Here is a 22,078-nt window from a genome sequence, read left to right as displayed (position 1 = left end):
TGTAGCGGTGGCCGGGCAGGCAATGCCGGGCCAGAGAGGTTCAGATATCCGCCAGCAGCTCGTAGGGCAGGGGCAGGACCTGCAGCGCAATGCCCTTGCCCGCATCGGCGCTCTGGCCTTCGGCCAGCGCCGCGTGGGCAAACAGATCGTCGCGCGAGGCGGAGGCAATCTGCATCGAGACGATGGCATCCCAGCCGCCTTGTGGAGCTGCTGCAGCCTGCACCACGGAGCCGGTTGCCTGCTCGAGGTCTTCGGCGCTGAAGACTTCCTGGCCGACGCTCAGAGCCTGCTCGGCATGCACCAGATAGGCGCGGCGCTTGAGCGTGCCGCGGAACTGGCTGCGGGCCACCACTTCCTGGCCGGGGTAGCAGCCCTTTTTGAAGTTGACGCCGCCCAGGGATTCGTAGTTCAGCATCTGGGGCACGAAGGCATCCACTACCGGTGCCGACAGCGTGGCCACGCCGCTTTGGACTTCTGACCATTGCCAGAGGTCTTCGCTCAGCAACTGTCCTTCGGGGGCCTGGCCTGCAGGGCCCATCCACAGCGCACGCTGGTTGCCTGCGCCGGGGTAGAGCGCCAGCACATGGGCATCGCCTTGCTGCTTGAGCGTCCAGGCCGCCGCATTCTTGCCGACAAGTTGCTCGGCCGCCTGGCCCGTCAGTCCGTAGAGGGCGAAGTCAGCCGTCGCATCGCTGAGCTTGCACTGGGCGCGCAGCACAAACATAGACAGGCGCTTGAGCGTGGGCGCCAGCAGGCTGCGGTCACAGATCAGCACAATCTCATCAGCGCTGCGCCTGAAGCCGATGAAGCTGGCCAGCATGCGGCCCTTGGCCGTGCAAAAAGCCGCGAGGCGGGCCTGATCGAACTTGAGCAGCGCGAAATCGTTGCTCAATTGGCCGTGGAGAAAGCTGGCTGCGTCGGCGCCAACGGCGCGGATGACACCAAGGTGGGAAATGGGGGTAATGCCGTTCAGGGGCAGCGTCTTGGGCTGGGTCATGGCTGAATTATGATCGTCGCTCTGTGTACTGATGGATCTAGCTTGTGCGTGCCCTTATTCGAGCACTGATATTTTTGCTGTTGCTGACTGCCCTGGCGGCAGGAGGCGCCTGGTGGTGGCTGAACCAGCCGCTGCAACTGTCCGAATCCAGTCTGGAGCTGGAGATAGAGCCCGGCACCACGCCGCGTGGCGTGGCGCAGAACGTGGTCAAGGCCGGGGTGCAAACCGATGCGCGCCTGCTCTATGCGTGGTTTCGCCTCTCGGGCAAGGATCGCGCCATCAAGGCCGGCAACTACGAACTGAGCACGGGGCTCACGCCCTATGTGCTGCTGCAAAAGCTGGCGCGGGGCGAGGAAAGCCTGCGTGCGCTGACTCTTGTCGAAGGCTGGAACTGGCGCCAGGTGCGCGCGGCGCTGGCGCGTGAGGAGTTCCTCAAGCAAGACAGCGCAGGGCTCAGCGACGAAGCCGTGATGACGGCCCTGGGTCGGGTGGGCGTGCCGCCCGAGGGGCGTTTCTTCCCCGATACCTATACCTATGCCAAGGGCAGCTCGGACATGGCCGTGCTGCGCCGTGCGCTGCACGCCATGGATCGCCGTCTGGCCGATGCCTGGGCCATGCGGGCAGCCAATACCCCGCTCAAATCTGCCGACGAAGCCCTGATCCTGGCCAGCATCGTGGAAAAGGAAACCGGCCGCGCTGCAGACCGCGCGCAGATTGCCGGCGTTTTCTCCAACCGCCTGCGCATAGGCATGCGCCTGCAGACCGATCCTTCGGTCATCTATGGCGTGGGGGCCAGCTTTGATGGCAATCTGCGCAAGCGCGATCTGCTGGAAGACACACCCTGGAACACCTATACCCGTGCAGGCTTGCCCGTCACGCCGATTGCCATGCCGGGCAAGGCAGCGTTGATGGCGGCCGTGCAGCCCGATCAGACCAAGGCGCTGTACTTTGTCGCCAGAGGTGACGGCACCAGCCATTTCAGCGCCTCGCTGGACGAGCACAATAGGGCCGTCAACCGCTACCAGCGCGGTCAGTAAGCAATCTTTGAGGGCGGCAGGCCCTGGCCTGTGCCCTGTGTCGAATCAAACAACTGGTGCCGCCATGCGCTGCACTAGAGGAAATATCAGTGAGTACAGCTTTATCCAAGGGTCTGTTCATCAGTTTTGAAGGCATCGACGGCGCGGGCAAGTCCTCGCATATCGAGGCCCTGGCCCAGGCTTTTCGCGACCAGGGCCGGGTGGTCACGCTCACGCGCGAGCCTGGTGGCACGCCGCTGGCCGAAAAGCTGCGGGCCCTGATGCTGCATGACGCCATGGATCCGCTGACCGAGGCGCTGATCGCCTTTGCGGCCCGGCGCGACCATCTGGTGCAGGTCATAGAGCCGGCGCTGGCGCGTGGCGAGGTGGTCATCAGCGACCGCTTTACCGACGCCACTTTTGCCTACCAGGGCGCTGGCCGCGGCTTCAGCTGGGAGCAACTATCGGTTCTGGAGCGCATGGCGCAGACCGGTACTGCGCTGCAGGCAGGGCAGGCCCCGGATTTCATGCGCGAGCCCGACATGACGCTATGGTTTGACCTGCCCGCCGAAGTGGCGGCCGAGCGCCTGACCACGGCCCGTGTTCCCGACCGTTTCGAAGCCCAGCCCGGCGAGTTCTTTGCCCGTGTGGCCCAAGGCTATGCCGAGCGCGCCCGGACGGCACCTCAGCGCTTTGTGCGCATCGATGCCCATGCCAGCCGCCACGCCGTGTGGCAGCAGATCACCCAGGCCGTGGTGCGCAAGGGCTGGCTGGCCATCATGGTGGGCAGCAAGTCATGAGCGCCTCTGATCTCGAAGCACCCTGGATCGCTGCGCAGCGTGGCCGCTTGCTGGCCCAGCGCGGTCATGCCTGGCTGCTGCAAGGACCTTCGGGTCTGGGTCAGTACGCACTGGGCTTGTCGCTGGTGCGCGCCTGGCTTTGCGAGCAGCCGTCTGCGCAAGGCGCTTGCGGCCACTGCGCCAGCTGCCATGCCATCGAGGTGCGTGCCCATGCCGATCTGTGCGTGCTCATGCCCGAGGTGCAGATGATGGCGCTGGGCTGGCCGCTGCCGGAAAAAGCCCAGGCCGACATTGACGACAAAAAGCGCAAGCCCAGCAAGGAAATCCGCGTAGATGCCATGCGCGATGCCGTGGAGTTCTGCCAGCGCACCAGCGCGCGCGGCCGTGGCAAGGCCGTGCTGGTCTACCCGGCCGAGCAAATGAATGCGATTACTGCCAATGCCTTGCTCAAGACGCTGGAGGAGCCGCCCGGAGACACCCGCTTCGTGCTGGCCAGCGAGGCCGCCCACCAGTTGCTGCCCACCATTCGCAGCCGCTGCCTGACGCACACCATGACCTGGCCTGCCGCAGCCGAGGCCGCGCAGTGGCTGCAGGCGCAAGGACTGAACGAGCCCGATGCCGCCGCGGCCCTGCAGGCTACCGGCGGTCGACCCGGCGATGCGCTGCGCATGGCGGCGGACGCGGGCAAGGCCGCCGCCTGGGCGCAGTTGCCAAGGCAGCTGGCCAAGGGGGATGTGGCTGCTCTGGCGGCTTTTGCGCCGGTGGATGCCGTGCAGGCGCTGCAGAAAATCTGCCACGACCTGATGACTCTGGCCGGCGGCGGCGAGCCCCGGTATTTCTCGCCTGCCGATCTGCCGGGCAAGCCGCTGCCCATGGCGCTGCTGGCCGAATGGTCGCGCGAGCTGGTGCAGGCGGCGCGCACGGCCGATCACCCCTTCAATGCCGGGCTGATGACGGAAGCCCTGGCCTCCAGGGCACGGGCGGTGCTGATCTCGGGCAAAGCCGCCAGAGCCGCTCGCTAGGTCATGCGGCATGGGCTTGGTCAAAATTTTCTCGGGTGTTAACCTTGCGATTTGCGCCGCCCGGCCATCACAAGAATTCTGCTACCCACTATGAACGCAATTACCACCCCTCGTCCCAGCGTGATGCAGTTGGCGATCAAGGAGAAGGCGGCGCTGTATGCCGCCTATATTCCGTTGTTCACCGAAGGGGGGATTTTTGTGCCCACGCAGCGTGACTATCGCTTGGGCGATGATGTCTACGTGCTGCTGACCCTGCCCGATGATCCGCAGCGCTACCCGGTCGCGGGCCGTGTGGCCTGGGTGACACCCGAGCGTGCTTCCGGCAATCGAACCCAGGGCGTGGGTATCCAGTTTCCCAAGGATGCCAAGTCCGCCGAGCTCAGGGCCAAGATCGAGCAGATTCTGGGCACGGCCCTGAGCTCCGAGAAGCCGACCCAGACAATCTGATTATTAATACTGGCGCGCTCCCACATCAGAGACGCCGAGCAATAGCTGTCTCGCCGCGATGGCGTCGTTCCCTGGGGAAGCCGGCGCAGCCGCTCAGGGGCGGTCCAATTTCTATGTTTACCGATTCCCACTGTCACCTGAATTTTCCCGAACTGAGTGCCAACATCGCGCAGATCCGCGAAGCCATGGCTGCTGCCAAGGTCACGCGCGCGCTGTGCATCAGCACGACGATGGAAGAGTTTCCCGAAGTGCACCAGCTGGCGCTGGACTACGACAATTTCTGGGCCACCGTGGGCGTGCACCCCGACACCGAAGACATGACCGAGCCCAGCGTGCAGGACCTGGTGGAGCGCGCGGCACTGCCGCGTGTGGTGGCGATCGGCGAGACCGGGCTCGATTACTACGGCATGGAAGATCGCAAGGGCGGTCGCACGATTGCCGATCTGGAATGGCAGCGCGAGCGTTTTCGCACGCATATCAGGGCTGCGCAGATCACGCAAAAGCCGCTGGTCATCCACACCCGCAGCAGCTCCGACGACACCCTGGGCATTTTGCGCGAGTGCGGCGAGGCGGATTCCGGCACCCAGGCCGGAGGTGTCTTTCACTGTTTCACCGAAACCGCCGAAGTGGCCCGTGCCGGTCTGGACATGGGTTACTACATCTCTTTGTCAGGCATTGTGACCTTCAAGAATGCCCAGCACCTGCGGGACGTGGCGGCGTTCGTGCCACTGGACAGGCTGTTGATAGAAACCGACAGTCCCTATCTCGCCCCCGTGCCCTATCGCGGCAAGACCAATAATCCTTCCTACGTGCCCTTTGTGGCCAAGCAGATTGCCCAGGTGCGCGGCATCTCCATCGAGGAGGTGGCTGCCGCCACCAGTGCCAACTTTGACCGCCTGTTCAAGGGCGTGACCTTGTCAGCGAACTCTGGAGCGAGTGCATGAGCCTTTTTGCTGCCCCATCGATTGCATCGTCATTGAGCCGCCGCCAGAGTCTGCGCTGGGCCGGTGCTGCTGTCGTCGGGGTGGCGGGCCTGCCAGGGCTGGCCCTGGCCAATGACTACGAGGACTATTCGCGGGCGCTGGTCAGCGACAACGCCCGTGTCATGGTGAATCTGATCTTTCGCGGCTTCAATGCCAACACCCTGGATTCGCGCGGGCGCCCGGGGCTGGTGGCGGCCCTGCATCAGGACTCGCTCCAGGTCTTCGATGTGCTGCTCAAGGCGCCTCGCATCGATGTCAATCTGGCCTCGCGCCAGAACGAGACGCCGCTGATGATGGCCTGCATCAAGGGGCACCTCGATATTGTGCGCGAGCTGATCAAGCGCGGCGCCGACGTCAATCGCGAGGGCTGGGCCCCGCTGCACTATGCGGCCTCGGCCGATACGCCGCAGACGCTGGACATCATCAAGCTGCTGCTCGAAGAAAGCGCCTATATCGATGCCGCTTCGCCCAACGGCAGCACGCCGCTGATGCTGGCCGCCCAGTACAGCAGTGAAGCCGTGGTCAGACTGCTGCTGCAGGAGGGCGCGGACATCACGCTGCGCAACCAGCGCAATATGACGGCAGCGGACTTCGCCAGGCTCGTGGACCGGCAGTACATGGTCGATTTGCTGGGCAAGGCGCTGCAGCACGAGCGCCGTACCCAGCCCCCGCGCGGGAGCTGGTAGCGAATGGGGTTCAGCAACGGCTAATTCTATTTTGATAGCTGCTAGCGCTTAATGAAAAAGGACTTCATGGTCATTTGACTCTGAAGTCCTTTGTTTACATGCGGTAGCAGCTATTAAATTTGAGGCTCTCCGGGGGTCGAGCTGCGCACCTGGTTGTGCAGGCGGGCATAGAGGCCGCCGAGCTCCATCAGCTGCGCATGCGAGCCTTGCTCGGCGATCTGGCCGCGCTCCATGACGACCACGCGGTCCGCATGCTCGATGGTGGACAGGCGGTGGGCGATGACCAGCGTGGTGCGGCCCTGCATCAGCCGGTTCAGGGCCTGCTGGACCAGGCGCTCGGACTCGTTGTCCAGCGCCGAGGTGGCTTCGTCCAGAATGAGGATCGGTGCGTCCTTGTAGAGCGCGCGGGCAATGGCCAGGCGCTGGCGCTGACCGCCCGAGAGCTGGCTGGCATTGTGGCCCACCAGGGTGTGCAGGCCCTGAGGCAGATTGCGCACAAAGTCGCCCAGATTGGCGGCCTCCAGCGCGGACCAGACGAGGGCCTCGTCAATATCCTTGCCCAGCGCCACATTGGCCGCGACGCTGTCGTTGAGCATGACCACGTCCTGGCTGACCATGGCGAACTGCTGGCGCAGCGTGTTCAGGTCCCAGTCGGCCACGGGCACGCCTTCCAGCATGATCTGGCCGCTGGTGGGCGAGAAAAAGCGGGGCAGCAGATTGACCAGCGTGGTCTTGCCGGCACCGGACGGGCCGACCAGGGCAACGACCTCGCCGGCCTTGACATTCAGGCTCAGGTGCGAGAGGGCCGGAGCCTTGTCTGGGCCGAACTGCACGCTCACATCGCTCAGCTGCAGTGCGCCGCTGACCTTGGCGGTGGGCTTGAAGCTGCCGCCTTGCTCGTCGGTGGAGCCTTCGAGCAGGGCCAGGCCACGCTCCAGTGCGGCCACGCCGCGCGTGATGGGGTTGGCCACATCGGCCATGCGGCGGATGGGCGCAATCAGCATCAGCATGGCCGAGATGAAGGCGGCAAAGCCGCCCACGGTCACATCCTGCACGCTGGCCGAGCCGATGGCGGCGCCGCCTTCGCGGCTTTGCCACAGGGCGATGCACAGAATCACCGACAGCGCAATTGCCGCCAGCACCTGGGTCAGCGGCGTCATGGCGGCCGAGGCGATGGTGGCCTTGGTGTTCAGGCCGCGCAGCTGACGGCTCAGCTCGCCAAAGCGCGACTGCTGCGAAGCCTGGGCGCCATGCAGGCGCACCATGCGGTGGGCCAGCACGTTCTCCTCCACCACATAGGCCAGCTCGTCGGTGGCCGTCTGGCTGGACTTGGTGATGCGGTACAGACGGCGCGACAGCGTCTTCATGACCCAGGCCACACCCGGCACCATGAAGGCCACGATCAGCGTGAGCTGCCAGTTCAGATAGATCAGGTAGCCGAGCAGGGCGATCAGCGTGAAGCCGTCGCGAGAGATGCTCATCATGGCCTGCACCAACTGCTGGGCGCCGGTCTGCACCTCGTAGACGATGGTGTTGGACAGCGCGGAGGCCGATTGCCTGGAAAACAGGCTCATGTCTGCGGCCAGCAGGCGCTCGAAGAGCTTCTGGCGCAGACCCAGCATGCCGTCATTGGTGATGCGTGCCAGCGCGTACTGTCCCGTGAACTGGGCCAGGCCGCGAACGACGAACAGGCCGATCAGAAACACCGGCACCGTCCACAGCGGCAGCGACCCTGTCGTAAAACCACTGTCGAGCAAAGGCTTGAGCAGTGCCGGCATGGCGGGCTCGGTTGCTGCCCCCACCAGCGTGGCCAGGATGGCCAGACCCCAGGCCCAGCGCTGGCCCGAGAAATAAGGCGTCAGGCGCTTGAGGCGCTGCATCAGCGGCAGCTCGGATGGATGGACGGGTGCTGCTTGAGCGGGAGCTGGGGCCGTGACGGCCTTGGAGGTCTCGCTCGGCGATGGGGGCGGTGTGGCTTGCATAAGCGCGTGATTTTAGGGCTTGTGCTTTTGGAGTCGACAGTGATCTCAATAGATGAAATTCGGGATGAAGTTGTAACCAACTATGCCTGTTTGAATATAAAGCGCCAGCCTGCGGCAGAATCGGCGAGGGGATTGCCTCTGCACTCACGCAGACTCTGGCATGCTCCCGATCTGAAAGTTTTGGGACACTTGCGTTTGATCACCCTACTGAGCACGTTCTTACATCAGGAATCCGTCAGTGTGTGTAACATTCGCGCTTGTGTTTGTACCGGGCAATTCCGGAAATTTTGATGGCTGCCAATGACTATTGACCGACTTCCATCCCTGACAACCTGGGCGGCAGGGCCGCGCGCTTCCCGCAGAGCCATGCTGGCAACGTTAGCCGCCACGCCGGCCCTTCCGGCACTGGCCCAGTTCAGGGTTGAGGTAACAGGCGTGGGCCTGACACAGTTGCCGATCGCAATTGCCCAGTTCAAGGGGGAAGGCTCGGCCCCGCAGAAGATTTCCGCCATCATCCAGGCCGACCTGGAGCGCAGCGGACAGTTCCGCGGCGTGGATGCCTCAGGCATGGCGCTTGACGAAACCTCCCGTCCCGATGTGGCCCTGTGGCGCCAAAAGGGTGCCGATTCGCTGGCGACCGGCAGCATCACGCGTCTGGCCGATGGCCGCTGGGATGTGCGCTTCCGTCTTTGGGATGTGGTCAAGGGCCAGGACCTGGGTGGTCAGGGCTTCGCAGTCACCACCGGCGATCTGCGCCTCGTGGCCCACCGCATTGCCGACTACATCTATGAAAAGCTCACGGGCGAGAAAGGCATTTTCTCCACCCGCATTGCCTATGTGACCAAGGCCGGTGCTCATTACCGCCTGTGGATTGCCGATGCGGACGGCGAGAATGCCCAATCTGCGCTGTCCAGCCCCGAGCCCATCATTTCCCCAGCCTGGGCGCCCAACGGCACGCAACTGGCCTATGTGTCCTTCGAGTCACGCAAGCCCGTGGTCTACGTGCACGATGTTGCCAGCGGCCATCGTCGTCTGCTGGCCAACTTCCGCGGCTCCAACAGCGCTCCCGCCTGGTCGCCCGATGGCAGCCGTCTGGCCGTGACGCTGAGCCGCGACGGTGGCTCGCAGCTGTATCTGCTCAGCGCCCAGGGCGGTGAGCCCCGCCGTCTCATGCAAAGCAGCGGCATCGATACCGAGCCCTGCTTCTCCAGTGACGGTCGCACCATTTACTTCGTCAGCGATCGCGGCGGAGCACCTCAGGTCTACAAGGTCTCGTCCTCGGGCGGCAGTGCCGAGCGAGTGACCTTCACCGGCAACTACAACATCTCGCCGGCCATCAGCCCCGACGGCAAATGGCTAGCCTATGTCTCCCGCGTGGGCGGTGGCTTCAAGCTCCAGGTCATGGATCTGGCGACAGGCACAGTGAACTCCGTCACGGACACCACGGCAGACGAAAGCCCGAGTTTTGCGCCCAATAGCCGTCTGATTGTTTACGCCACCATTCAGGGAGGCCGTGAAGCGCTCATGACCACCACGCTGGACGGCAAGATCAAGGCACGTCTGGCAGGTGCAAGTGGAGACATACGTGAGCCCGACTGGGGCCCGTTCCAAAAACAGTGATCTGAAGTTTGCTTTCCCTCTTTCTTTCTAGTGATGAAGTCCATTGTGGACTGTTCGGAGAAATCTCATGTTGACTATCAAACGTCTTTCCCTGGCTTTGGCTGTGACCGCGCTGGTCGCTGGTTGCAGCTCTGGCGTCAAGCTGGACGACAAGCCCGTTGACGGTTCGCTGTCCAGCCAGGGTGCAGGCACCAGCGGCCAGGGCCAAAGTGGCGTGTCGGGCGTGGACCTGACAGGTTCCGCAGCGTCCAAGGCCGGCCCTCAGGGCGTCAGCCGCATCGTCTACTTCGACTTTGACAGCTACTCTGTCAAGGCTGATGCACAGCCCCAGATCGAAGCCCATGCCAAGTTCATCAAGGCCAACCCCGCGGCCAAGGTGCAGCTGGAAGGCCATACCGACGAGCGCGGCGGCCGTGAATACAACCTGGCCCTGGGTCAAAAGCGCGCTGAAGCCGTGCGCCGCTCTCTGGGCCTGCTGGGCGTGAACGACGCGCAGGTTGAAGCGGTGAGCTACGGCAAGGAAAAGCCCGCTGCTGAAGGTCATGGCGAAGACGCTTACGCCCAAAACCGTCGCGTTGAAATCAACTACCGTTAATGATGAAGCAGGCCTTGTTGACTCTCCGTCACGCAACGCTGCCTCGCCTGGTAGCGGCCGGCCTGCTGGCCGGCTCCGCCATCAGCGCTCATGCAGCCCTGTTTGGTGATGACGAGGCGCGCCGCGCCATCATCGAACTGCGCCAGCGCGTTGACAGCCTGCAGCAATCGCAGGAGCAAACCCGCCGCAGCCTGCTGGACTTGCAGTCGCAGATCGAGTCGCTCAAGTCGGACCAGGCCAAGCTGCGAGGTCAGAACGAGCAACTGACACGCGACGTCGCAGAGTTGCAGCGTGGCCAGAAAGATCTGGCAAAGGGCTTTGACGAGCGTCTGCGCCAGTTCGAGCCCGTCAGCGTGACTGTGGACGGCGTGGAGTTCACTGCCGATCGCAATGAGCAGCAGGAATTCGAGCAGGCTCTGGGCATGTTCCGTTCGGGCAAGTTCCCCGAGGCCGGTCAGGCCTTCGCCGCTTTCCTGCGCCAATGGCCCAAGAGCGGCTATACGCCGTCGGTACGCTTTTGGCTGGGCAACTCGCAGTACGCCACGCGCGACTACAAGAATGCCATCGCCAATTTCCGTTCGGTCATGACCAATGCGCCCATGCATGCTCGTGCACCCGAAGCGGCCCTGTCCATCGCCAACTGTCTGGTGGAACTCAAGGACACCAAGGCAGCTCGCAAGACCCTGGAAGAGCTGCTGCAGGCCTATCCGAACTCGGAAGCCGCAGGGATTGCCAAGTCCAAGCTGGCGACACTTAAATAATGGCCGAATATTCTCAGCCTCAAGCGGAAACAGCGCCCCAATCCGGCGCTGTTTTTTCTATGGAAGAAGCAGATGTGCAGCGCCGCTTTGGCGGTTTGGAGCGCCTGTACGGCGTGCAGGGGGCAGCGCAGATTCGCGCGGCCCATGTAGTGGTGGTCGGTGTGGGCGGAGTCGGTTCATGGACGGCCGAGGCGCTGGCGCGCAGCGGCGTGAGCCGCTTGACGCTGATCGATATGGACCATGTGGCCGAGTCCAATATCAATCGCCAGATCCACGCGCTGACCAGCACTGTCGGTCAGGCCAAGATCGATGCCATGCGTGACCGCATCGCCGAGATCAATCCGGCCTGCGCGGTCAATTGCATCGATGAATTTGTCGATCCGGACAACTGGCAGCAACTCTTGCCGGCCGATGCGGATGCGGTGATTGATGCTTGCGATCAGATCAAGGCCAAGGCCGAAATGGCGGCACATGCGCGCAAAACCAAGCAGTGCTTTATCTCTGTTGGTGCTGCAGGCGGCAAGCGCATGGCCCACTTGGTGGACATCGCAGACCTGAGTGCGACGACCCATGATCCGCTTCTATCGCAGCTGCGCTACCGATTGCGCAAGCAGCATGGCGCTCCCAAGGATGGCAAGCGCATGGGGGTGACTTGTGTGTTCAGCCGCGAGGCCGTCGCACCACCTGATGCGTCTTGCTCGATCGAAGGCGGTGATGGCAGTCTCAACTGCCACGGCTATGGCTCGGTCGTGGCTGTCACCGCGACCTTTGGTCAGTGCGCAGCAGGCTGGGTACTTGATCAATTGGCTCGCAAACCCAGCTAACCTAGCTAATCCAACTAATTCAAGAATTAGGCAAAGAGCCGGGGAAAATAGATTACAATAACGTCATTCCACTGATTAGGCAACTACTGCTTTTGATGTGTGGCAGGGTCTTTAGCTCAGTCGGTAGAGCAGCGGACTTTTAATCCGTTGGTCGCGAGTTCGAATCTCGCAGGACCCACCAGAATGCATAAGCCGCTACAGCTATTAAAGTTGTAGCGGCTTTTATGCTTTATGTGACCGTATATGTGACGCGTCTCATATCCAGTGATCTCATACAGTGGTCATACAGTCATTACGGCTGTCTCGTTGGGCTGAGCAGTCGCCCGCCATCGAGCCTTGATGTAGCGCTCCGTTGTTGCCTTGTCTGAGTGGCCGCAGAGCAACTGAATCTGCTCGATAGGTGTCCCAGCCAGCCACATATCAGTGGCACCTTTGCCCTTTAGGTCCCGGAAGCCGAATGAGGCCATGGGCGGGATATTCTTGGATGCCCTGATCTCGTTTGCGGTCCTTATGGCTTTGCCGAGCATGGAATTGATGCCACCGTAGGTGTACCCAGTGCCCGCTCGGGTGTGCACCAGAGGTTGGTCCATCTGTGGATTTGTGCCCACGGCACGGTTGATAAGCTTTTCCAAACCCTCGGTCATCGCAATCTTCAGCCTTGTGCCTGTCTTTCCCTGCTCGAAGGTGATGATGCGATTTCCCGTGTGTGGGTCGCGTGCGAGGACTTTTGGCGTCCAGTAGATGATGTCGCTTTCCGGGCGCTGTAGCGTGCGGTAGGTCAGCTCCATCAGCACGCGCACCTGGGGCCAGGCCAAGGCATAGACCTCCTGATATTCCTGATGGGTGACATACCGGTCGCGCTTTTTCTCCGAGTTTTCGCGCGTGCCGCTTTTTTGCATACACGGGTTGATCTTGAGGCCGGGGCATTTGTTTGTGCGAATCAGCCAGGACAGGCACGAGCTCAGACATGCCTTTTCCCGATTGGCGCGCACTCCACGCTCAGCCGCAGAGCCTGCGTCCAAATAGGCTTGGACGTGGTGGGGCTCAATGTGCTCAGGGAGCATAGCTCCAAAGAACACTTTGAGCGGCTCGGAGTCTTTTGTGTAGTCGGAGAGAGTCCGCGGCGCGAGGTCTTTTATGGACACCCGTTGTTGGCAGTCCACCAAGAATTGATCCAGCCAGTACGCGGTGGTGCCATAGTTGTCAGCTGGGCTGTTGTAGACGGCAGCTCGCTCCTTCGCGGTACGGACATCGGTGCCCATGCGCTCCCACCGGCCGTCCCTGTGGCGGTAGTAGAAGGCGTTGTGTTTGAAGGAAAGGCGAGTGCCCGCGAGACCCATAGGATCTCCATCTTTACGTGCTCGTCCCATGTTTTCTCTGTTTGAAGAAGGATTGCAGCCCGATTACGTTAGGTGTGGATGAGACTGCGCTCGTGCTTTGACCTGTGGTCACGGCAGTGCTGCCGGTCATGACTCTGTCGAACTCCGTGCGCGCGACAAGAGGGCGACCGCTGGGCTTTGGCTTCACCACCATGCCAAGGCGCTCCAGGAAGCGGATCTGTGCAGCTCCATTTTTCAGTGGAGAACAGATCTCATTGATCTCCGCATCGGTGAGGTATGGCCATGGATTGTTCATGTGCGTCTCCATGAAAAAGCCCCGCACTAGGCGGGGCTTGGGGTAATTGGTGAGGGTGAGTAGCTACTCGACCCACTTTGTGCCAGGTGGGGTTTCAAGTGGCTTGATAAATACCGCCTCGTCCTCGATCTCGCCGAGCACTGGGATGCGGCGAAGGCTCGGTGTCTTGATTTGGCTGAGCTTTTCAATTATTTCCGCTGCTTTCAATGCAGTTGCGTCACCCAGGCGGAGTGCGGTAACCAGGTCATGAAGTTCAGCGGGAGGAATGCCCAATCCTTTCAGATTAGGTTTGCTCTCCGTTGCAGACCCTTCAGTGCTGGCGTCCGCGCCCGATTCAATAATTCCGTGTGCTCTCTCAATCAATCGAGTGCATGCGAGAGGAAACGACCCTTCTTGCACATCACCTCCCAGAGCCTTGCTGATCTGCTCAAGTGTGAGTGGCGAGCGCTTAGGTGTTTGTCCACTTTCTAGAGCGGAAATTGCAGGTGCAAGCAGACCCTCTGCAATGCGCTTAGCTGCCTCTGCATCTTGAACTCCACCAGTAGCCAGGTTTTTATACAGATGGCGCAGGTTCGCCAGTGCTGTAGTGTGCTGTGCTTCGCTCACGGTTGATTCCTTTCAATCGATACTGATTATATATACAGTGTTTTAAGGCTGCAAAGGGCGTACTAAGTGCTTGCCGGGGTCACACCAAAAATGAACCCCGATCAGTGGCGGGCCGGGTGGTGATCGTCAGGCGACTTTTCGGAGCTGGCCTGCCTCGCTGTAGTTCGCGGCCACGATCAGCCGCATGGGTAGGGGGCTGACGCTGTTGCCGGCCATTCGCACCTGAGCCGTTTTCGTCAGGAGCTTGCCTGCGGCCGTGCGGTCAATGATGTAGTTGGGCGGGAAGTCCTGAGCGTTGTAGAGCTCGCGCGGCACCAGCATGCGCAGCGTGATGTCTACGATTACCCAGGGCTCGCCCTTGAGCCATACGGTCACCAGTGCAAGGCGGTCGCGCGTGGTGATGGTCGTTGCTGGCTCGCGTAGATCAGACCACTGCCCGCCGCTGCCGTGGTACCGCATGAGGAATGCAGCACAGCGCAGGGCGCCAGCTTCATGCTCTGGACTCAGGCTCTGCTGCTCCAGCTTGGCGGTAATCAGCTGCTGTTGGCTACCGCTGGTCGTGACCGTGGACATGCCCTCTCGCAGATCCCTAGCCGGCGTGGTGTTGAATCCGCCGTTGGCCTGCACCATGAAGGCCGTGGCAAGGCTCTGCCCGCCGCCGCTGGCCGTCACTGTGCCCACGGACCCGGTGATGTCGTTCGTGCCGTGGCTGCGGCGCTTTGTGGCGCCTGAGCCTTCGCCGTGACCCGCCTGCACAAGATATGCAGACGCCACCGCATGCTTGATGCTGCCTGCAACCATGGTGCCGATAGCTGATTCCATATCCATGGTGCGCGGCTCTTGGCCCTTGCGCTCCCCATACCCAACCTGAACCATGGAAGCGGCAACCAGTCCAATTGTGGTGCCGGTACCGGGCCGCACTGGATTTCCGCCCGCCGTCACGGTGGGCACGGGCTCACGCAGATCCACGCCGACAGAGCCGGTGTTGAATTTGGTGATGAAGGCGGCGTTTGCTGCAGCAGGGGCGATGAATGGATCCTTGCTGCCGATCACATACTTCTGCATGCCATGGGCAATGCGGCGCATCGTGGCCTCGGCCAGATCCTTCTTGCGGCCGAAAATGCTGGCACCGGGAATGCTCCAGTCGATGCAGTCGGCAGCCGGCATGTGCGGTTTGAGTTTGCCCACGGGCTTTTTTGCGTGGGTTTTCTCGGGCCAGATGATGGGCAGCCCATCGCAGCGGGCGATCATGTACAGGCGCGTGCGTGTGCTGTGGCTGCCCAGGTCTGCATTGCATATCACGCGCCATTCCACCTTGTAGCCAAGGTCTCGGAGACTCTGCACAAAACGATCCCAGGTTTTTCCCAACTGATTCTTGTCGGGAACGAGAAACTGGTTGCGACGCGGCACACGCTCGCCCGGATCTGCCACACGGTAAGTCGTTTTGCCGTTGACGTCCGTAATCTTGTCCAGCGTGATGACTCGGCCCGTTGCTGGGTCGCGCTTGGCGATCAGACGCGACCAGTGCAGCATTTGCTCGACATTCTCCAGCGTGATTACATCGGGCCTGGTGACACCAGCCCAGCGAATCACGATCCAGGCCAGAGAGCGAATTTCCGTGGATCGGGGTTGCCCGCCCAGCGCCTGGCTGTGGTGTGTGCAGTCTGGTGAGGCGTGAAGCAGGCCTACTGGCCGGCCGCCCGTGACAGTGCGCGGGCAGACTTCACGAATGTCTGCGCGATGGTGGCGCGTCTGCGGGTGATTGATCGTATGCATGCCGATGGCATCGGCGTCGTGGTTGATTGCATCATCAACCGGGCGGCCGATGGCCTGCTCAATGCCTGTGCTGGCACCACCGCCACCGGCAAACAGGTCAATCACCAGCTTGGCAGACAGTGCCAGCACAAATTGAGGGGTAAGCATAGGGCTCCAGAAATGGAAAAGCCCGCTCAGTGGCGGGCATGGGTTAGGTCATTCGCACAGGCCATATGACGATGCACAGGCGTGGGGCTCATTGAGCTGGGCTAGCAGATCGAACTGCTTGCCTCCTCGGGTTGTCTGTGCCCACTCGATGCGGGTCCAGACATTCAGGTCTGCAAATACCTTGCGGCGGTCCTTCGCCTTGTTGCTGTCGGTAAAGAAGGTGCTGTAACCACGTTTGCTGCACTGACCGACCATGTGCTCCCATTCGCTTATACGCTTTGGGTGCTCAGGCCAGCGCTGGGAAATCTGGCGCAGCTCAGACTTGCTGCAGTTGATACAGGGCATACACCCCACGCGGTCTGCACCCTGCAGGTAAAGCGGGTTGGGGTGGATGCAGCGGACTCCAGTGAATTCAAAGACTTGTGCCGCAGTCCACTCCACCAGCGGACGAAATGCCCGCAGGCCAGGACCGATGCGCTCGGCCATCTTGGCATTGCGGCGAGCTGCGGATTCGTCGCGGCGCACTCCCTGCCAGCTGATTACCCGGTGCCCTTGGTCCAGTAGACCTAGCTGGAACTCCACAGCCATGTTTCGCTTCAGCTCCTCGGTGCAAAACTGGGCTTTTCGGCTCGGAAATCGACCCTTTAGCATGCAAAGGTCAAGGAACGGATTGCCAGAGGGGTGCAGTACTGCAAGGGCGCGGCGCTTTGCTTTGTTACTCCAGCGGACCTTTCGGCCGGACTTGTCGCGGCGAGTACGTTGATCGCGGGCGATGAACATGCGCCGGACAGCAAAGCGCTCAGTGAAGTCTGCTTTCAGGCGCGTGATGCTGACGCCCAGTGCCTGCTCAAGATAAATCAGATAGTCATAGACGGCCTGATGCTCGTTACCGGTGTCACAAAAGATCGGCACAACGTTCTCGGCGGGACAGCGTTCTAGTGCAAGAGCCAACAAAGCAGTGCTGTCCTTGCCGCCTGAAACAGAGATTACGTGTTTGATGACCATGGGCCTGGGCTCCAGAAATGACAAAGCCCGCTCAGTGGCGGGCTGTGATGGGTGGCGCGGTCAGTGGCCGCATGGCAGGCTGCCGTCTGGCAGTGGTATGCAGAGATTGAAGGTCGCCAGCCACTGCAGTCCGGCGTCGGTGTGGAAGGGGTAGGGGCAGGCCTCGTTGGGCGTGCGGCCTGCATGATAAGCCTCACGGGCTTCGGCCTCTACCTGGGCTTTGGGGATAAGCACCTCGCCACCGGCCCAGGTGGTCTTGAAAGCCTCAGCCATGGGCGTGTGTGGGTGCCTGGGCCATCTGGCGCACAGCCTGCTCAAAGCTCATGCTGCGCACGGGGCAGTGCTGCGGCTGGGCGTTGGCCAGGATCAGGGTGTCATGGCGCGGCAGCTGGCGGGCGCTGGTCAGGCCTTCGCAGTCGGCGTCATAGACCTTGCTGAGGCCGAAATGCTGCTGCAGGCGTGCTGCCTGGCGGGCCTTACCGCAGCCTTTGGGGCCGAAGATCACGATTGAACGGGTGGGCATAGCGTTGCTCCTTTGCATGCTTCATGGCGCGCAGCGCTTGCTGCAGCTCGGTTTGAAAATAGGTATTGAGAGAGGCGGCAGGCGTGGCGGCGGTTGCCGCCTGGCTCTGCATGCGGCGCAGCAGGCGGCTGCGCTGTTGGTCGCGGTGCTGCAGCTCGTGCAGCACGGTGTCTATCGGATGCATCGGCAGGAGATCCCCAAACCCAGGTGGCCCAGCTCGACAAAGCCGTGGTCAAACGCTTCGGCGGCGCTGCGGGCAATGTGCTGGATGGAGACGCAGCCACATGTCAGGACAAAAACGCGCATGGCGGCGGCTCCTAGAAAAGCTGCAGATTCAGGTGGTTGGTGGTGCCGGCGCGCACGCGCTTGAAGGTCATCAGTGCCGGGCCGTGCTGGGTGCGGCGGCGCTGCTTCTTAGTCTGGGCTGCCTGCTCGGCTGCGATGCGCTCGCGGGCCTTGGCGAAGGTCTCGGCAATGTTGGTGCGCAAGGCATCGCGGTACTCGAATGCCGGGTTGGTGCATCGCATGCTGGGCCAGGTGGTGCGTGTTGCTTGCATGGGTTCTCCGGTTGAGGGCAAAAGAAAAGCCCGCTCAGTGGCGGGCTTGGTGATGGATGTGGTGGTCAGTCCTTAAAAGGGTCTGCCAGGGCGATACGCTCGATAGGGTTGAGGTGGTCGCGTTTGCATTTGCCCTTCATGCGCCACTTGTGAGCGATGTGCTCAAAGCGCATGCCAAAGTCGGTGCGGCCATACATTAGGTTGAGGTGTTCGTGCACCTCTCGCCTTATGAGCGCGTCGAACTTCATGAGCACCAAGGCCATCTGCAGGTGCCTTTCGTCCAGTACGCGCAGATCGGTCAGATCAAACTGGAAGCGGTAGCCGTTGTAGAAGCTCAGCAGCATCCCGGCTGCTGCCCGTGCGGCGCCATGGCTGTGACCGTCGGCCAGGATGAAGAAATAGGCCAAAACTCGGAGAGGGTCGTGCTCGGTGTGGGTGAGCGCGGGGTAGGCGATGTCGCTAGCGGTCATGGTTGTTCCTTGGACAAAGAAAAGCCCGCACAGCGGTTGCTGGCGGGCTGGTGAAAAGTGCCGGTGCCCTGATGGGCCTGCCTGGGGAAGTGATACGGAGGGGGAGGAGAGCTCCCAGGCCCGGCGAAAACTGAAACCATCTGGTGTGACCACTGTCGCCATCAACGTAGAGTGCGATCCCTGCGCTGAAGTTCCTGATAGCTGACGCCTCAGACCCATTTCTGCGGCGGCAGACCTGCTTGAGTTGTCACACCAGATGGCTCCGCTGATGCCCTGCGTGGGATAGGCGCATGCATGCCGCATGCTGGCTAAGTGCTCACATTTTTGATACTCCCAATGCTGATCTATGGACGAAAAAAAGCCCGCAGGGCGCGTGCCGTGCGGGCTTGTGTTGGGTGGATCTGGCTATTTGCTCAGGTCTTTTTCAAGCTGGGCTTTTTCGCTGCGCAAGCGCTCTAGCTCGTTCTGAGCGGCTAGTTGCTCGCCCTGGCAGCGTGTTGCCACTGCCTGCATTTCTGCGCTGATCGATTGCTCCCAGGTAGCGCCTGCCAGGTTGTTCATGGCAGATCCCTTTCGCTGTGCCAGAGCATCAAGATCCTTGCGGCAGTTGTTCTGCACGCGCTGGATGTTGTCGTAGGCTCCGCCGAGATAGAGCTCATTGATGTCTTTCAGTCGACCGCTCTTGCGCATGCGGTCAGTCTGCGCGTTGATGCGGTCAGCTTCGGTCATTGGCTTGGCGGCGGGTGCTGTGCTCTGGCCCGCCATTGGTGCAGCGGTCGCTGCAGGGCTTGGCTTTGGCGCATGCCCAGATGCGGGCCGCACTTCAACGGTTGAGCTCTTGCCAGTGGTGCAAGGTCTGTCTTGAAAGATCTGTTTGCCTGTCCCGTCGTCGCATTTGTAAATGGCCCAGGCTGGCGTGCTGGCTGCAAAGAGCAGCGCAAATGCAGCCAGTGTTTGCTGGCGTGTCTTCATGTCTTCTCCCTCATTTGATTGGGAGGTTTTAGCACATGAGGGAATTAGGTCAAACCGCAGCACCCTGCTGCAAGGTGCTCTGGTTTGCCCCGTAGCGCACGGGGAGGGCGTTGCCGGGATTCCAACCGGCATGACCGTTCTTGCTCTTGGCCGCCTTCGCCTCACCCTTTTGACCGTTTACGTACTTTGACGGCTGGTTACGGCAGGGATGCCGCGCAGAGCAGCGGCCATGCCCGCTGATGCTATTTGCCCGGTGCGCACTGCATTGGTGGTGCGAACTGTCTGGGCGTGAAGTTTTGAAAGACCGGGCGTAACCCGGTCGATACCGTGGTGCCCATCACATTGCTGCGATGGGCTGAATGTGCCACAAGTAAAACTAGTATGCAAGTAAAACTAGCAAAGAATACTTGTTGCTTCTACAAGCGTTTCCCGTTCCAGGCCCAAACCACACGGCCGACAACCGTCACTTCGTGATCACCGTTCAAGATCTCTACAGCTTTGGAGCTCTGGTTATCGCTAGAGACTTGAAGTTTGCCGCTCAGCAGGGGGGTGACTCGCTTAATAAAGTTTCTTCCGTCGACCTGGAGAACGTAGACGCCTTCCCTTGATGAAGGGTCGCGCGCGCCAGAGCCTGTATCAACCAGAAGTACATCGCCGTCGGTGAAAGTTGGATGCATGCTGTCCCCGTTGGCATGAATGAATCGCAACTCCATTGGGTTCTGTGGCTTGATGTACTGATTAACCCAGTGAGGGGAGAGTGCCATGTCGCCAACGATGACATCTCCCTCAAGCAGTTCGTTGCCTGGGCCCATGCTTCCGCTGTTGGCAAGAATGGGCACGATCACAGCATCAGGCGCGTGATACATCTGAATGCCCGAGCGGTCTACGAAAGGCGCTGGGGCGCGACTAGTCGGCGCTGCATCATCCTCGCCAATCAGTTGAGCGACGCTGATGTCAAAGATTCGCGCAAGCACCTCCAAGCGCGTTCTCTTTGGTGCGGTGCCTGATCCATCCTGCTTTTCCCACTGCTGGATTGTCTGCCATGCCAGCGGCTTGGAAAGGCCTTCTGCTTTGGCGATTTCCTCAGCCAGTTGCTGCATGGACCAGCCGCGCGCCTCTCGCTCTTTTTTGATGATCTGGTGAATAGACATACGCACAAGTGTTCCTTGTGTCGGCTTGCAAGTCCATGCAAGATCAACTAGTATGCTAGTTATTCTTGTATAGGTGAAATATGTCCAAGCAAGCTCAAGACGATGTTAAGGGTGCGGCACGTGAGGCTGCGGCTAAAGCGATTTCTCTGCTTGGTGGCCCGGTGGAGGCCGCTAAGAAGGTGTCTGCACCGTCATATCAAGCTGTTCAAAGTTGGCGTGTCGCTGGCGTTCCAACTCGTTATTGCGTACAGGTCAGTGGACTAACTGGCATGCCTCTGTATGAGCTTCGGCCGTCAGACTGGTCCGTTTACTGGCCAGGCAGTGCAGCCACCGCTTCGAGTGCCAGCCATGGCTGACGCACTAGCTGAACAAATCGCAGCGGCCTGGGATGGGCGCAATGCTTACCGCGTTGCGGCTCATTTTGGCTTGCCCGCTCGTTGCGTCTACACGGCAATCTTGATGCTGCATGCCGATCGCAACTGGCTACTCAGTCTGCAGCAGGCCGGCGTTGTGCTCTCTGCAGCGCAGAGCGAGCGGCTTGCTTTGCTGCTGGATCTGATTGCTGAGGATCGCCCTCCACAAGACCGAGCCTTTCGCACAGCTGCGCAAACACCAGCTGCTGGCGAGGGTCTGCAATGCCCTTGTCGCGCTCAGCCTGGCGGCAGGTCGCAATCCACTTCACAAGGGCCTCAGCAGTGAAGTTCGGCTCAACCTCCAGCAGAAATATCAAGTGGCCCAGCATGGCCTCGATGGCGTCGATGCGTTCATCTGGCGTGGCTGGCTTGTCAGGTTGCGTGTCCATTTTTTTCGTCTTGATCAGCTCTGATATCGGGGCGGTTTTCGCCATGGTAGCCAATGGCGCGGAGCTGGATTTTTCTTTGGCTGGTGTGGCTGTGGGTTGTGTGCTCATGGCTGCCTTTGTTTGAGGAGGACTGCTATGGGCTCTACTGTCACAGTTGGCGCGGATTCCGGCTATGGCGTTCTGCATGGCGAATCCGACACTGGGCGCGGAATGTGCCTGCAAGATGCCGCGCGTCTGGTGGCCGATCGCTTCCCTGGTGGCGTGCCTGCACTGGCCGAGGCTATGAATGTCTCTGCCAACACGCTGCAGCACAAGCTGAACCCCAATAACACGCGCCACAAGCTGACGATGGATGAGGCTTTGGCGATTCAGCAGGCATCAGGCCTGCCGTTTGTGTTGCAGGCAATGGCTTCCGCCATGCGTCATAGCTGCGTGCCCGAGGCGCCTGATCAGTCTGGCGGCAATCCGGTCGAGGCGTTCATGCGCTACCAGCATGGCTTGGGCGACTTCACGGCTTCGGTGGCCGATGCCTTGCTGGGTGATGGCCCGGTCAATCGCAATAAGTTTCGCCGCGTGCAGGCCTTCGCCAGCGATGTGATGGTGCTGACAGGCTACTTGGTGGCAGCGGTGGCCCAGCGCGTGCCGCAGCAGCCATCGACGGACGGATGGGACGGCTGATATGTATATCCAGCTGAGTGCCC

26 protein-coding genes and 1 tRNA gene are annotated in these 22,078 nt (G+C 61.2%); 12 read left to right on the top strand and 15 right to left on the bottom strand.

The genetic code is table 11. The annotated features are described in order from the left end of the window. Nucleotides 1–40 precede the first annotated feature (40 nt). Complete coding sequence (gene ygfZ / locus QYQ99_RS03830) at nt 41–997, bottom strand: CAF17-like 4Fe-4S cluster assembly/insertion protein YgfZ (RefSeq protein WP_302091496.1); 957 nt, start codon at nt 995–997, stop codon at nt 41–43. Nucleotides 998–1,041: 44 nt separating this feature from the next. On the opposite strand from ygfZ, the gene mltG reads away from it, so the two are divergent. From mltG to QYQ99_RS03800, 6 genes are all read left to right on the top strand, one after another. Beyond that, nucleotides 1,042–2,034 carry an endolytic transglycosylase MltG gene (gene mltG / locus QYQ99_RS03825; protein WP_302091495.1) on the top strand — a complete coding sequence of 331 codons (993 nt, stop codon included), beginning with the start codon at nt 1,042–1,044 and terminating at the stop codon, nt 2,032–2,034. Nucleotides 2,035–2,123: 89 nt separating this feature from the next. Next, nucleotides 2,124–2,813 carry a dTMP kinase gene (gene tmk, locus QYQ99_RS03820; RefSeq protein ID WP_302091494.1) on the top strand — a complete coding sequence of 230 codons (690 nt, stop codon included), beginning with the start codon at nt 2,124–2,126 and terminating at the stop codon, nt 2,811–2,813. Next, the gene (gene holB / locus QYQ99_RS03815; protein ID WP_302091493.1) at nt 2,810–3,835 is read left to right on the top strand and encodes a DNA polymerase III subunit delta'; all 1,026 of its coding nucleotides are present in this window, start codon (nt 2,810–2,812) and stop codon (nt 3,833–3,835) included. Before tmk ends, holB begins: the two co-directional genes overlap by 4 nt. 90 nt (nt 3,836–3,925) lie before the next feature. Continuing rightward, nucleotides 3,926–4,282 carry a PilZ domain-containing protein gene (locus QYQ99_RS03810; protein ID WP_302091492.1) on the top strand — a complete coding sequence of 119 codons (357 nt, stop codon included), beginning with the start codon at nt 3,926–3,928 and terminating at the stop codon, nt 4,280–4,282. A 113-nt stretch (nt 4,283–4,395) separates the two neighbouring features. After that, complete coding sequence (locus QYQ99_RS03805; RefSeq protein ID WP_302091491.1) at nt 4,396–5,226, top strand: TatD family hydrolase; 831 nt, start codon at nt 4,396–4,398, stop codon at nt 5,224–5,226. Further along, complete coding sequence (locus tag QYQ99_RS03800) at nt 5,223–5,951, top strand: ankyrin repeat domain-containing protein (RefSeq protein ID WP_302091490.1); 729 nt, start codon at nt 5,223–5,225, stop codon at nt 5,949–5,951. The genes QYQ99_RS03805 and QYQ99_RS03800 overlap by 4 nt, the downstream gene beginning before the upstream one ends. A gap of 113 nt (nt 5,952–6,064) precedes the next feature. Here the strand turns inward: QYQ99_RS03800 and msbA are convergent, their stop codons facing one another. Continuing rightward, complete coding sequence (gene msbA, locus QYQ99_RS03795) at nt 6,065–7,933, bottom strand: lipid A export permease/ATP-binding protein MsbA (RefSeq protein ID WP_419145830.1); 1,869 nt, start codon at nt 7,931–7,933, stop codon at nt 6,065–6,067. Nucleotides 7,934–8,233: 300 nt separating this feature from the next. On the opposite strand from msbA, the gene tolB reads away from it, so the two are divergent. From tolB to QYQ99_RS03770, 5 genes are all read left to right on the top strand, one after another. Further along, nucleotides 8,234–9,553: a Tol-Pal system beta propeller repeat protein TolB gene (tolB, locus tag QYQ99_RS03790; protein ID WP_302091489.1), complete on the top strand. Its 1,320-nt coding sequence runs from the start codon at nt 8,234–8,236 to the stop codon at nt 9,551–9,553. Between the two features lie 67 nt (nt 9,554–9,620). Beyond that, nucleotides 9,621–10,148 (top strand): peptidoglycan-associated lipoprotein Pal, encoded by a 528-nt coding sequence (gene pal / locus QYQ99_RS03785; RefSeq protein WP_003056828.1) that lies wholly within the window; start codon nt 9,621–9,623, stop codon nt 10,146–10,148. Next, nucleotides 10,148–10,909 (top strand): tol-pal system protein YbgF, encoded by a 762-nt coding sequence (ybgF, locus tag QYQ99_RS03780; RefSeq protein ID WP_302091488.1) that lies wholly within the window; start codon nt 10,148–10,150, stop codon nt 10,907–10,909. The genes pal and ybgF overlap by 1 nt, the downstream gene beginning before the upstream one ends. Continuing rightward, nucleotides 10,909–11,733 carry a tRNA threonylcarbamoyladenosine dehydratase gene (locus QYQ99_RS03775; RefSeq protein ID WP_302091487.1) on the top strand — a complete coding sequence of 275 codons (825 nt, stop codon included), beginning with the start codon at nt 10,909–10,911 and terminating at the stop codon, nt 11,731–11,733. Before ybgF ends, QYQ99_RS03775 begins: the two co-directional genes overlap by 1 nt. A gap of 105 nt (nt 11,734–11,838) precedes the next feature. After that, nucleotides 11,839–11,914: transfer RNA gene (locus QYQ99_RS03770), tRNA-Lys, on the top strand. A gap of 100 nt (nt 11,915–12,014) precedes the next feature. On the opposite strand, the gene QYQ99_RS03765 is transcribed toward QYQ99_RS03770, so the two are convergent. The 13 genes from QYQ99_RS03765 to QYQ99_RS03705 all read right to left on the bottom strand — a co-directional run bounded on the left by QYQ99_RS03765 (nt 12,015) and on the right by QYQ99_RS03705 (nt 21,563). After that, nucleotides 12,015–13,073 carry a tyrosine-type recombinase/integrase gene (locus tag QYQ99_RS03765; protein WP_302091486.1) on the bottom strand — a complete coding sequence of 353 codons (1,059 nt, stop codon included), beginning with the start codon at nt 13,071–13,073 and terminating at the stop codon, nt 12,015–12,017. Between the two features lie 13 nt (nt 13,074–13,086). Further along, the gene (locus QYQ99_RS03760; RefSeq protein ID WP_302091485.1) at nt 13,087–13,368 is read right to left on the bottom strand and encodes a DUF4224 domain-containing protein; all 282 of its coding nucleotides are present in this window, start codon (nt 13,366–13,368) and stop codon (nt 13,087–13,089) included. A gap of 63 nt (nt 13,369–13,431) precedes the next feature. Continuing rightward, a complete protein-coding gene (locus QYQ99_RS03755) occupies nt 13,432–13,974 on the bottom strand; it encodes a hypothetical protein (protein ID WP_302091484.1) in 543 nt (180 codons plus the stop codon). A 126-nt stretch (nt 13,975–14,100) separates the two neighbouring features. Then, a complete protein-coding gene (locus tag QYQ99_RS03750; protein ID WP_302091483.1) occupies nt 14,101–15,897 on the bottom strand; it encodes a DNA cytosine methyltransferase in 1,797 nt (598 codons plus the stop codon). 48 nt (nt 15,898–15,945) lie between these two features. Next, nucleotides 15,946–16,902 carry a phosphoadenosine phosphosulfate reductase family protein gene (locus QYQ99_RS03745; protein WP_302091482.1) on the bottom strand — a complete coding sequence of 319 codons (957 nt, stop codon included), beginning with the start codon at nt 16,900–16,902 and terminating at the stop codon, nt 15,946–15,948. Nucleotides 16,903–16,962: 60 nt separating this feature from the next. Then, nucleotides 16,963–17,175 (bottom strand): hypothetical protein, encoded by a 213-nt coding sequence (locus tag QYQ99_RS03740; RefSeq protein ID WP_302091481.1) that lies wholly within the window; start codon nt 17,173–17,175, stop codon nt 16,963–16,965. Continuing rightward, entirely contained in the window at nt 17,168–17,425 is a 258-nt protein-coding gene (locus QYQ99_RS03735; RefSeq protein WP_302091480.1) for a hypothetical protein, read from the bottom strand. Before QYQ99_RS03735 ends, QYQ99_RS03740 begins: the two co-directional genes overlap by 8 nt. Continuing rightward, entirely contained in the window at nt 17,379–17,609 is a 231-nt protein-coding gene (locus QYQ99_RS03730; RefSeq protein ID WP_302091479.1) for a hypothetical protein, read from the bottom strand. The genes QYQ99_RS03735 and QYQ99_RS03730 overlap by 47 nt, the downstream gene beginning before the upstream one ends. 133 nt (nt 17,610–17,742) lie before the next feature. After that, nucleotides 17,743–17,982, bottom strand: a complete 240-nt coding sequence (locus QYQ99_RS03725; RefSeq protein ID WP_302091478.1) for a hypothetical protein — start codon at nt 17,980–17,982, stop codon at nt 17,743–17,745. A 65-nt stretch (nt 17,983–18,047) separates the two neighbouring features. Further along, complete coding sequence (locus QYQ99_RS03720) at nt 18,048–18,452, bottom strand: DUF7673 family protein (protein ID WP_302091477.1); 405 nt, start codon at nt 18,450–18,452, stop codon at nt 18,048–18,050. A 405-nt stretch (nt 18,453–18,857) separates the two neighbouring features. After that, nucleotides 18,858–19,487: a hypothetical protein gene (locus QYQ99_RS03715; protein WP_302091476.1), complete on the bottom strand. Its 630-nt coding sequence runs from the start codon at nt 19,485–19,487 to the stop codon at nt 18,858–18,860. Nucleotides 19,488–19,840: 353 nt separating this feature from the next. Continuing rightward, nucleotides 19,841–20,575 (bottom strand): XRE family transcriptional regulator, encoded by a 735-nt coding sequence (locus QYQ99_RS03710; RefSeq protein ID WP_242607351.1) that lies wholly within the window; start codon nt 20,573–20,575, stop codon nt 19,841–19,843. Between the two features lie 487 nt (nt 20,576–21,062). Beyond that, nucleotides 21,063–21,563, bottom strand: coding sequence for a hypothetical protein (locus QYQ99_RS03705; protein ID WP_302091475.1), 501 nt, complete (start codon nt 21,561–21,563; stop codon nt 21,063–21,065). Between the two features lie 24 nt (nt 21,564–21,587). On the opposite strand from QYQ99_RS03705, the gene QYQ99_RS03700 reads away from it, so the two are divergent. After that, the gene (locus QYQ99_RS03700; protein WP_302091474.1) at nt 21,588–22,055 is read left to right on the top strand and encodes a phage regulatory CII family protein; all 468 of its coding nucleotides are present in this window, start codon (nt 21,588–21,590) and stop codon (nt 22,053–22,055) included. Nucleotides 22,056–22,078 lie beyond the last annotated feature (23 nt).

The sequence above is a fragment of the Comamonas testosteroni genome (assembly GCF_030505195.1).
GTDB lineage: Bacteria > Pseudomonadota > Gammaproteobacteria > Burkholderiales > Burkholderiaceae_C > Comamonas > Comamonas testosteroni_G.
The sequence above is the reverse complement of the archived record's forward strand: the minus strand, read 5'-3'. Positions and strand labels throughout refer to the sequence as shown.

Bases quoted from the DNA above. Each gene is read 5' to 3' on its own strand.
- ygfZ (WP_302091496.1), bottom strand. From the start codon at position 997: ATGACCCAGCCCAAGACGCTGCCCCTGAACGGCATTACCCCCATTTCC.
- holB (WP_302091493.1), top strand. From the start codon at position 2,810: ATGAGCGCCTCTGATCTCGAAGCACCCTGGATCGCTGCGCAGCGTGGC.
- QYQ99_RS03810 (WP_302091492.1), top strand. From the start codon at position 3,926: ATGAACGCAATTACCACCCCTCGTCCCAGCGTGATGCAGTTGGCGATC.
- QYQ99_RS03805 (WP_302091491.1), top strand. From the start codon at position 4,396: ATGTTTACCGATTCCCACTGTCACCTGAATTTTCCCGAACTGAGTGCC.
- QYQ99_RS03800 (WP_302091490.1), top strand. From the start codon at position 5,223: ATGAGCCTTTTTGCTGCCCCATCGATTGCATCGTCATTGAGCCGCCGC.
- msbA (WP_419145830.1), bottom strand. From the start codon at position 7,933: ATGCAAGCCACACCGCCCCCATCGCCGAGCGAGACCTCCAAGGCCGTC.
- tolB (WP_302091489.1), top strand. From the start codon at position 8,234: ATGACTATTGACCGACTTCCATCCCTGACAACCTGGGCGGCAGGGCCG.
- pal (WP_003056828.1), top strand. From the start codon at position 9,621: ATGTTGACTATCAAACGTCTTTCCCTGGCTTTGGCTGTGACCGCGCTG.
- ybgF (WP_302091488.1), top strand. From the start codon at position 10,148: ATGATGAAGCAGGCCTTGTTGACTCTCCGTCACGCAACGCTGCCTCGC.
- QYQ99_RS03775 (WP_302091487.1), top strand. From the start codon at position 10,909: ATGGCCGAATATTCTCAGCCTCAAGCGGAAACAGCGCCCCAATCCGGC.
- QYQ99_RS03765 (WP_302091486.1), bottom strand. From the start codon at position 13,073: ATGGGTCTCGCGGGCACTCGCCTTTCCTTCAAACACAACGCCTTCTAC.
- QYQ99_RS03760 (WP_302091485.1), bottom strand. From the start codon at position 13,368: ATGAACAATCCATGGCCATACCTCACCGATGCGGAGATCAATGAGATC.
- QYQ99_RS03750 (WP_302091483.1), bottom strand. From the start codon at position 15,897: ATGCTTACCCCTCAATTTGTGCTGGCACTGTCTGCCAAGCTGGTGATT.
- QYQ99_RS03745 (WP_302091482.1), bottom strand. From the start codon at position 16,902: ATGGTCATCAAACACGTAATCTCTGTTTCAGGCGGCAAGGACAGCACT.
- QYQ99_RS03740 (WP_302091481.1), bottom strand. From the start codon at position 17,175: ATGGCTGAGGCTTTCAAGACCACCTGGGCCGGTGGCGAGGTGCTTATC.
- QYQ99_RS03735 (WP_302091480.1), bottom strand. From the start codon at position 17,425: ATGCCCACCCGTTCAATCGTGATCTTCGGCCCCAAAGGCTGCGGTAAG.
- QYQ99_RS03730 (WP_302091479.1), bottom strand. From the start codon at position 17,609: ATGCATCCGATAGACACCGTGCTGCACGAGCTGCAGCACCGCGACCAA.
- QYQ99_RS03725 (WP_302091478.1), bottom strand. From the start codon at position 17,982: ATGCAAGCAACACGCACCACCTGGCCCAGCATGCGATGCACCAACCCG.
- QYQ99_RS03720 (WP_302091477.1), bottom strand. From the start codon at position 18,452: ATGACCGCTAGCGACATCGCCTACCCCGCGCTCACCCACACCGAGCAC.
- QYQ99_RS03710 (WP_242607351.1), bottom strand. From the start codon at position 20,575: ATGTCTATTCACCAGATCATCAAAAAAGAGCGAGAGGCGCGCGGCTGG.
- QYQ99_RS03705 (WP_302091475.1), bottom strand. From the start codon at position 21,563: ATGCAGAACGCCATAGCCGGAATCCGCGCCAACTGTGACAGTAGAGCC.
- QYQ99_RS03700 (WP_302091474.1), top strand. From the start codon at position 21,588: ATGTGCCTGCAAGATGCCGCGCGTCTGGTGGCCGATCGCTTCCCTGGT.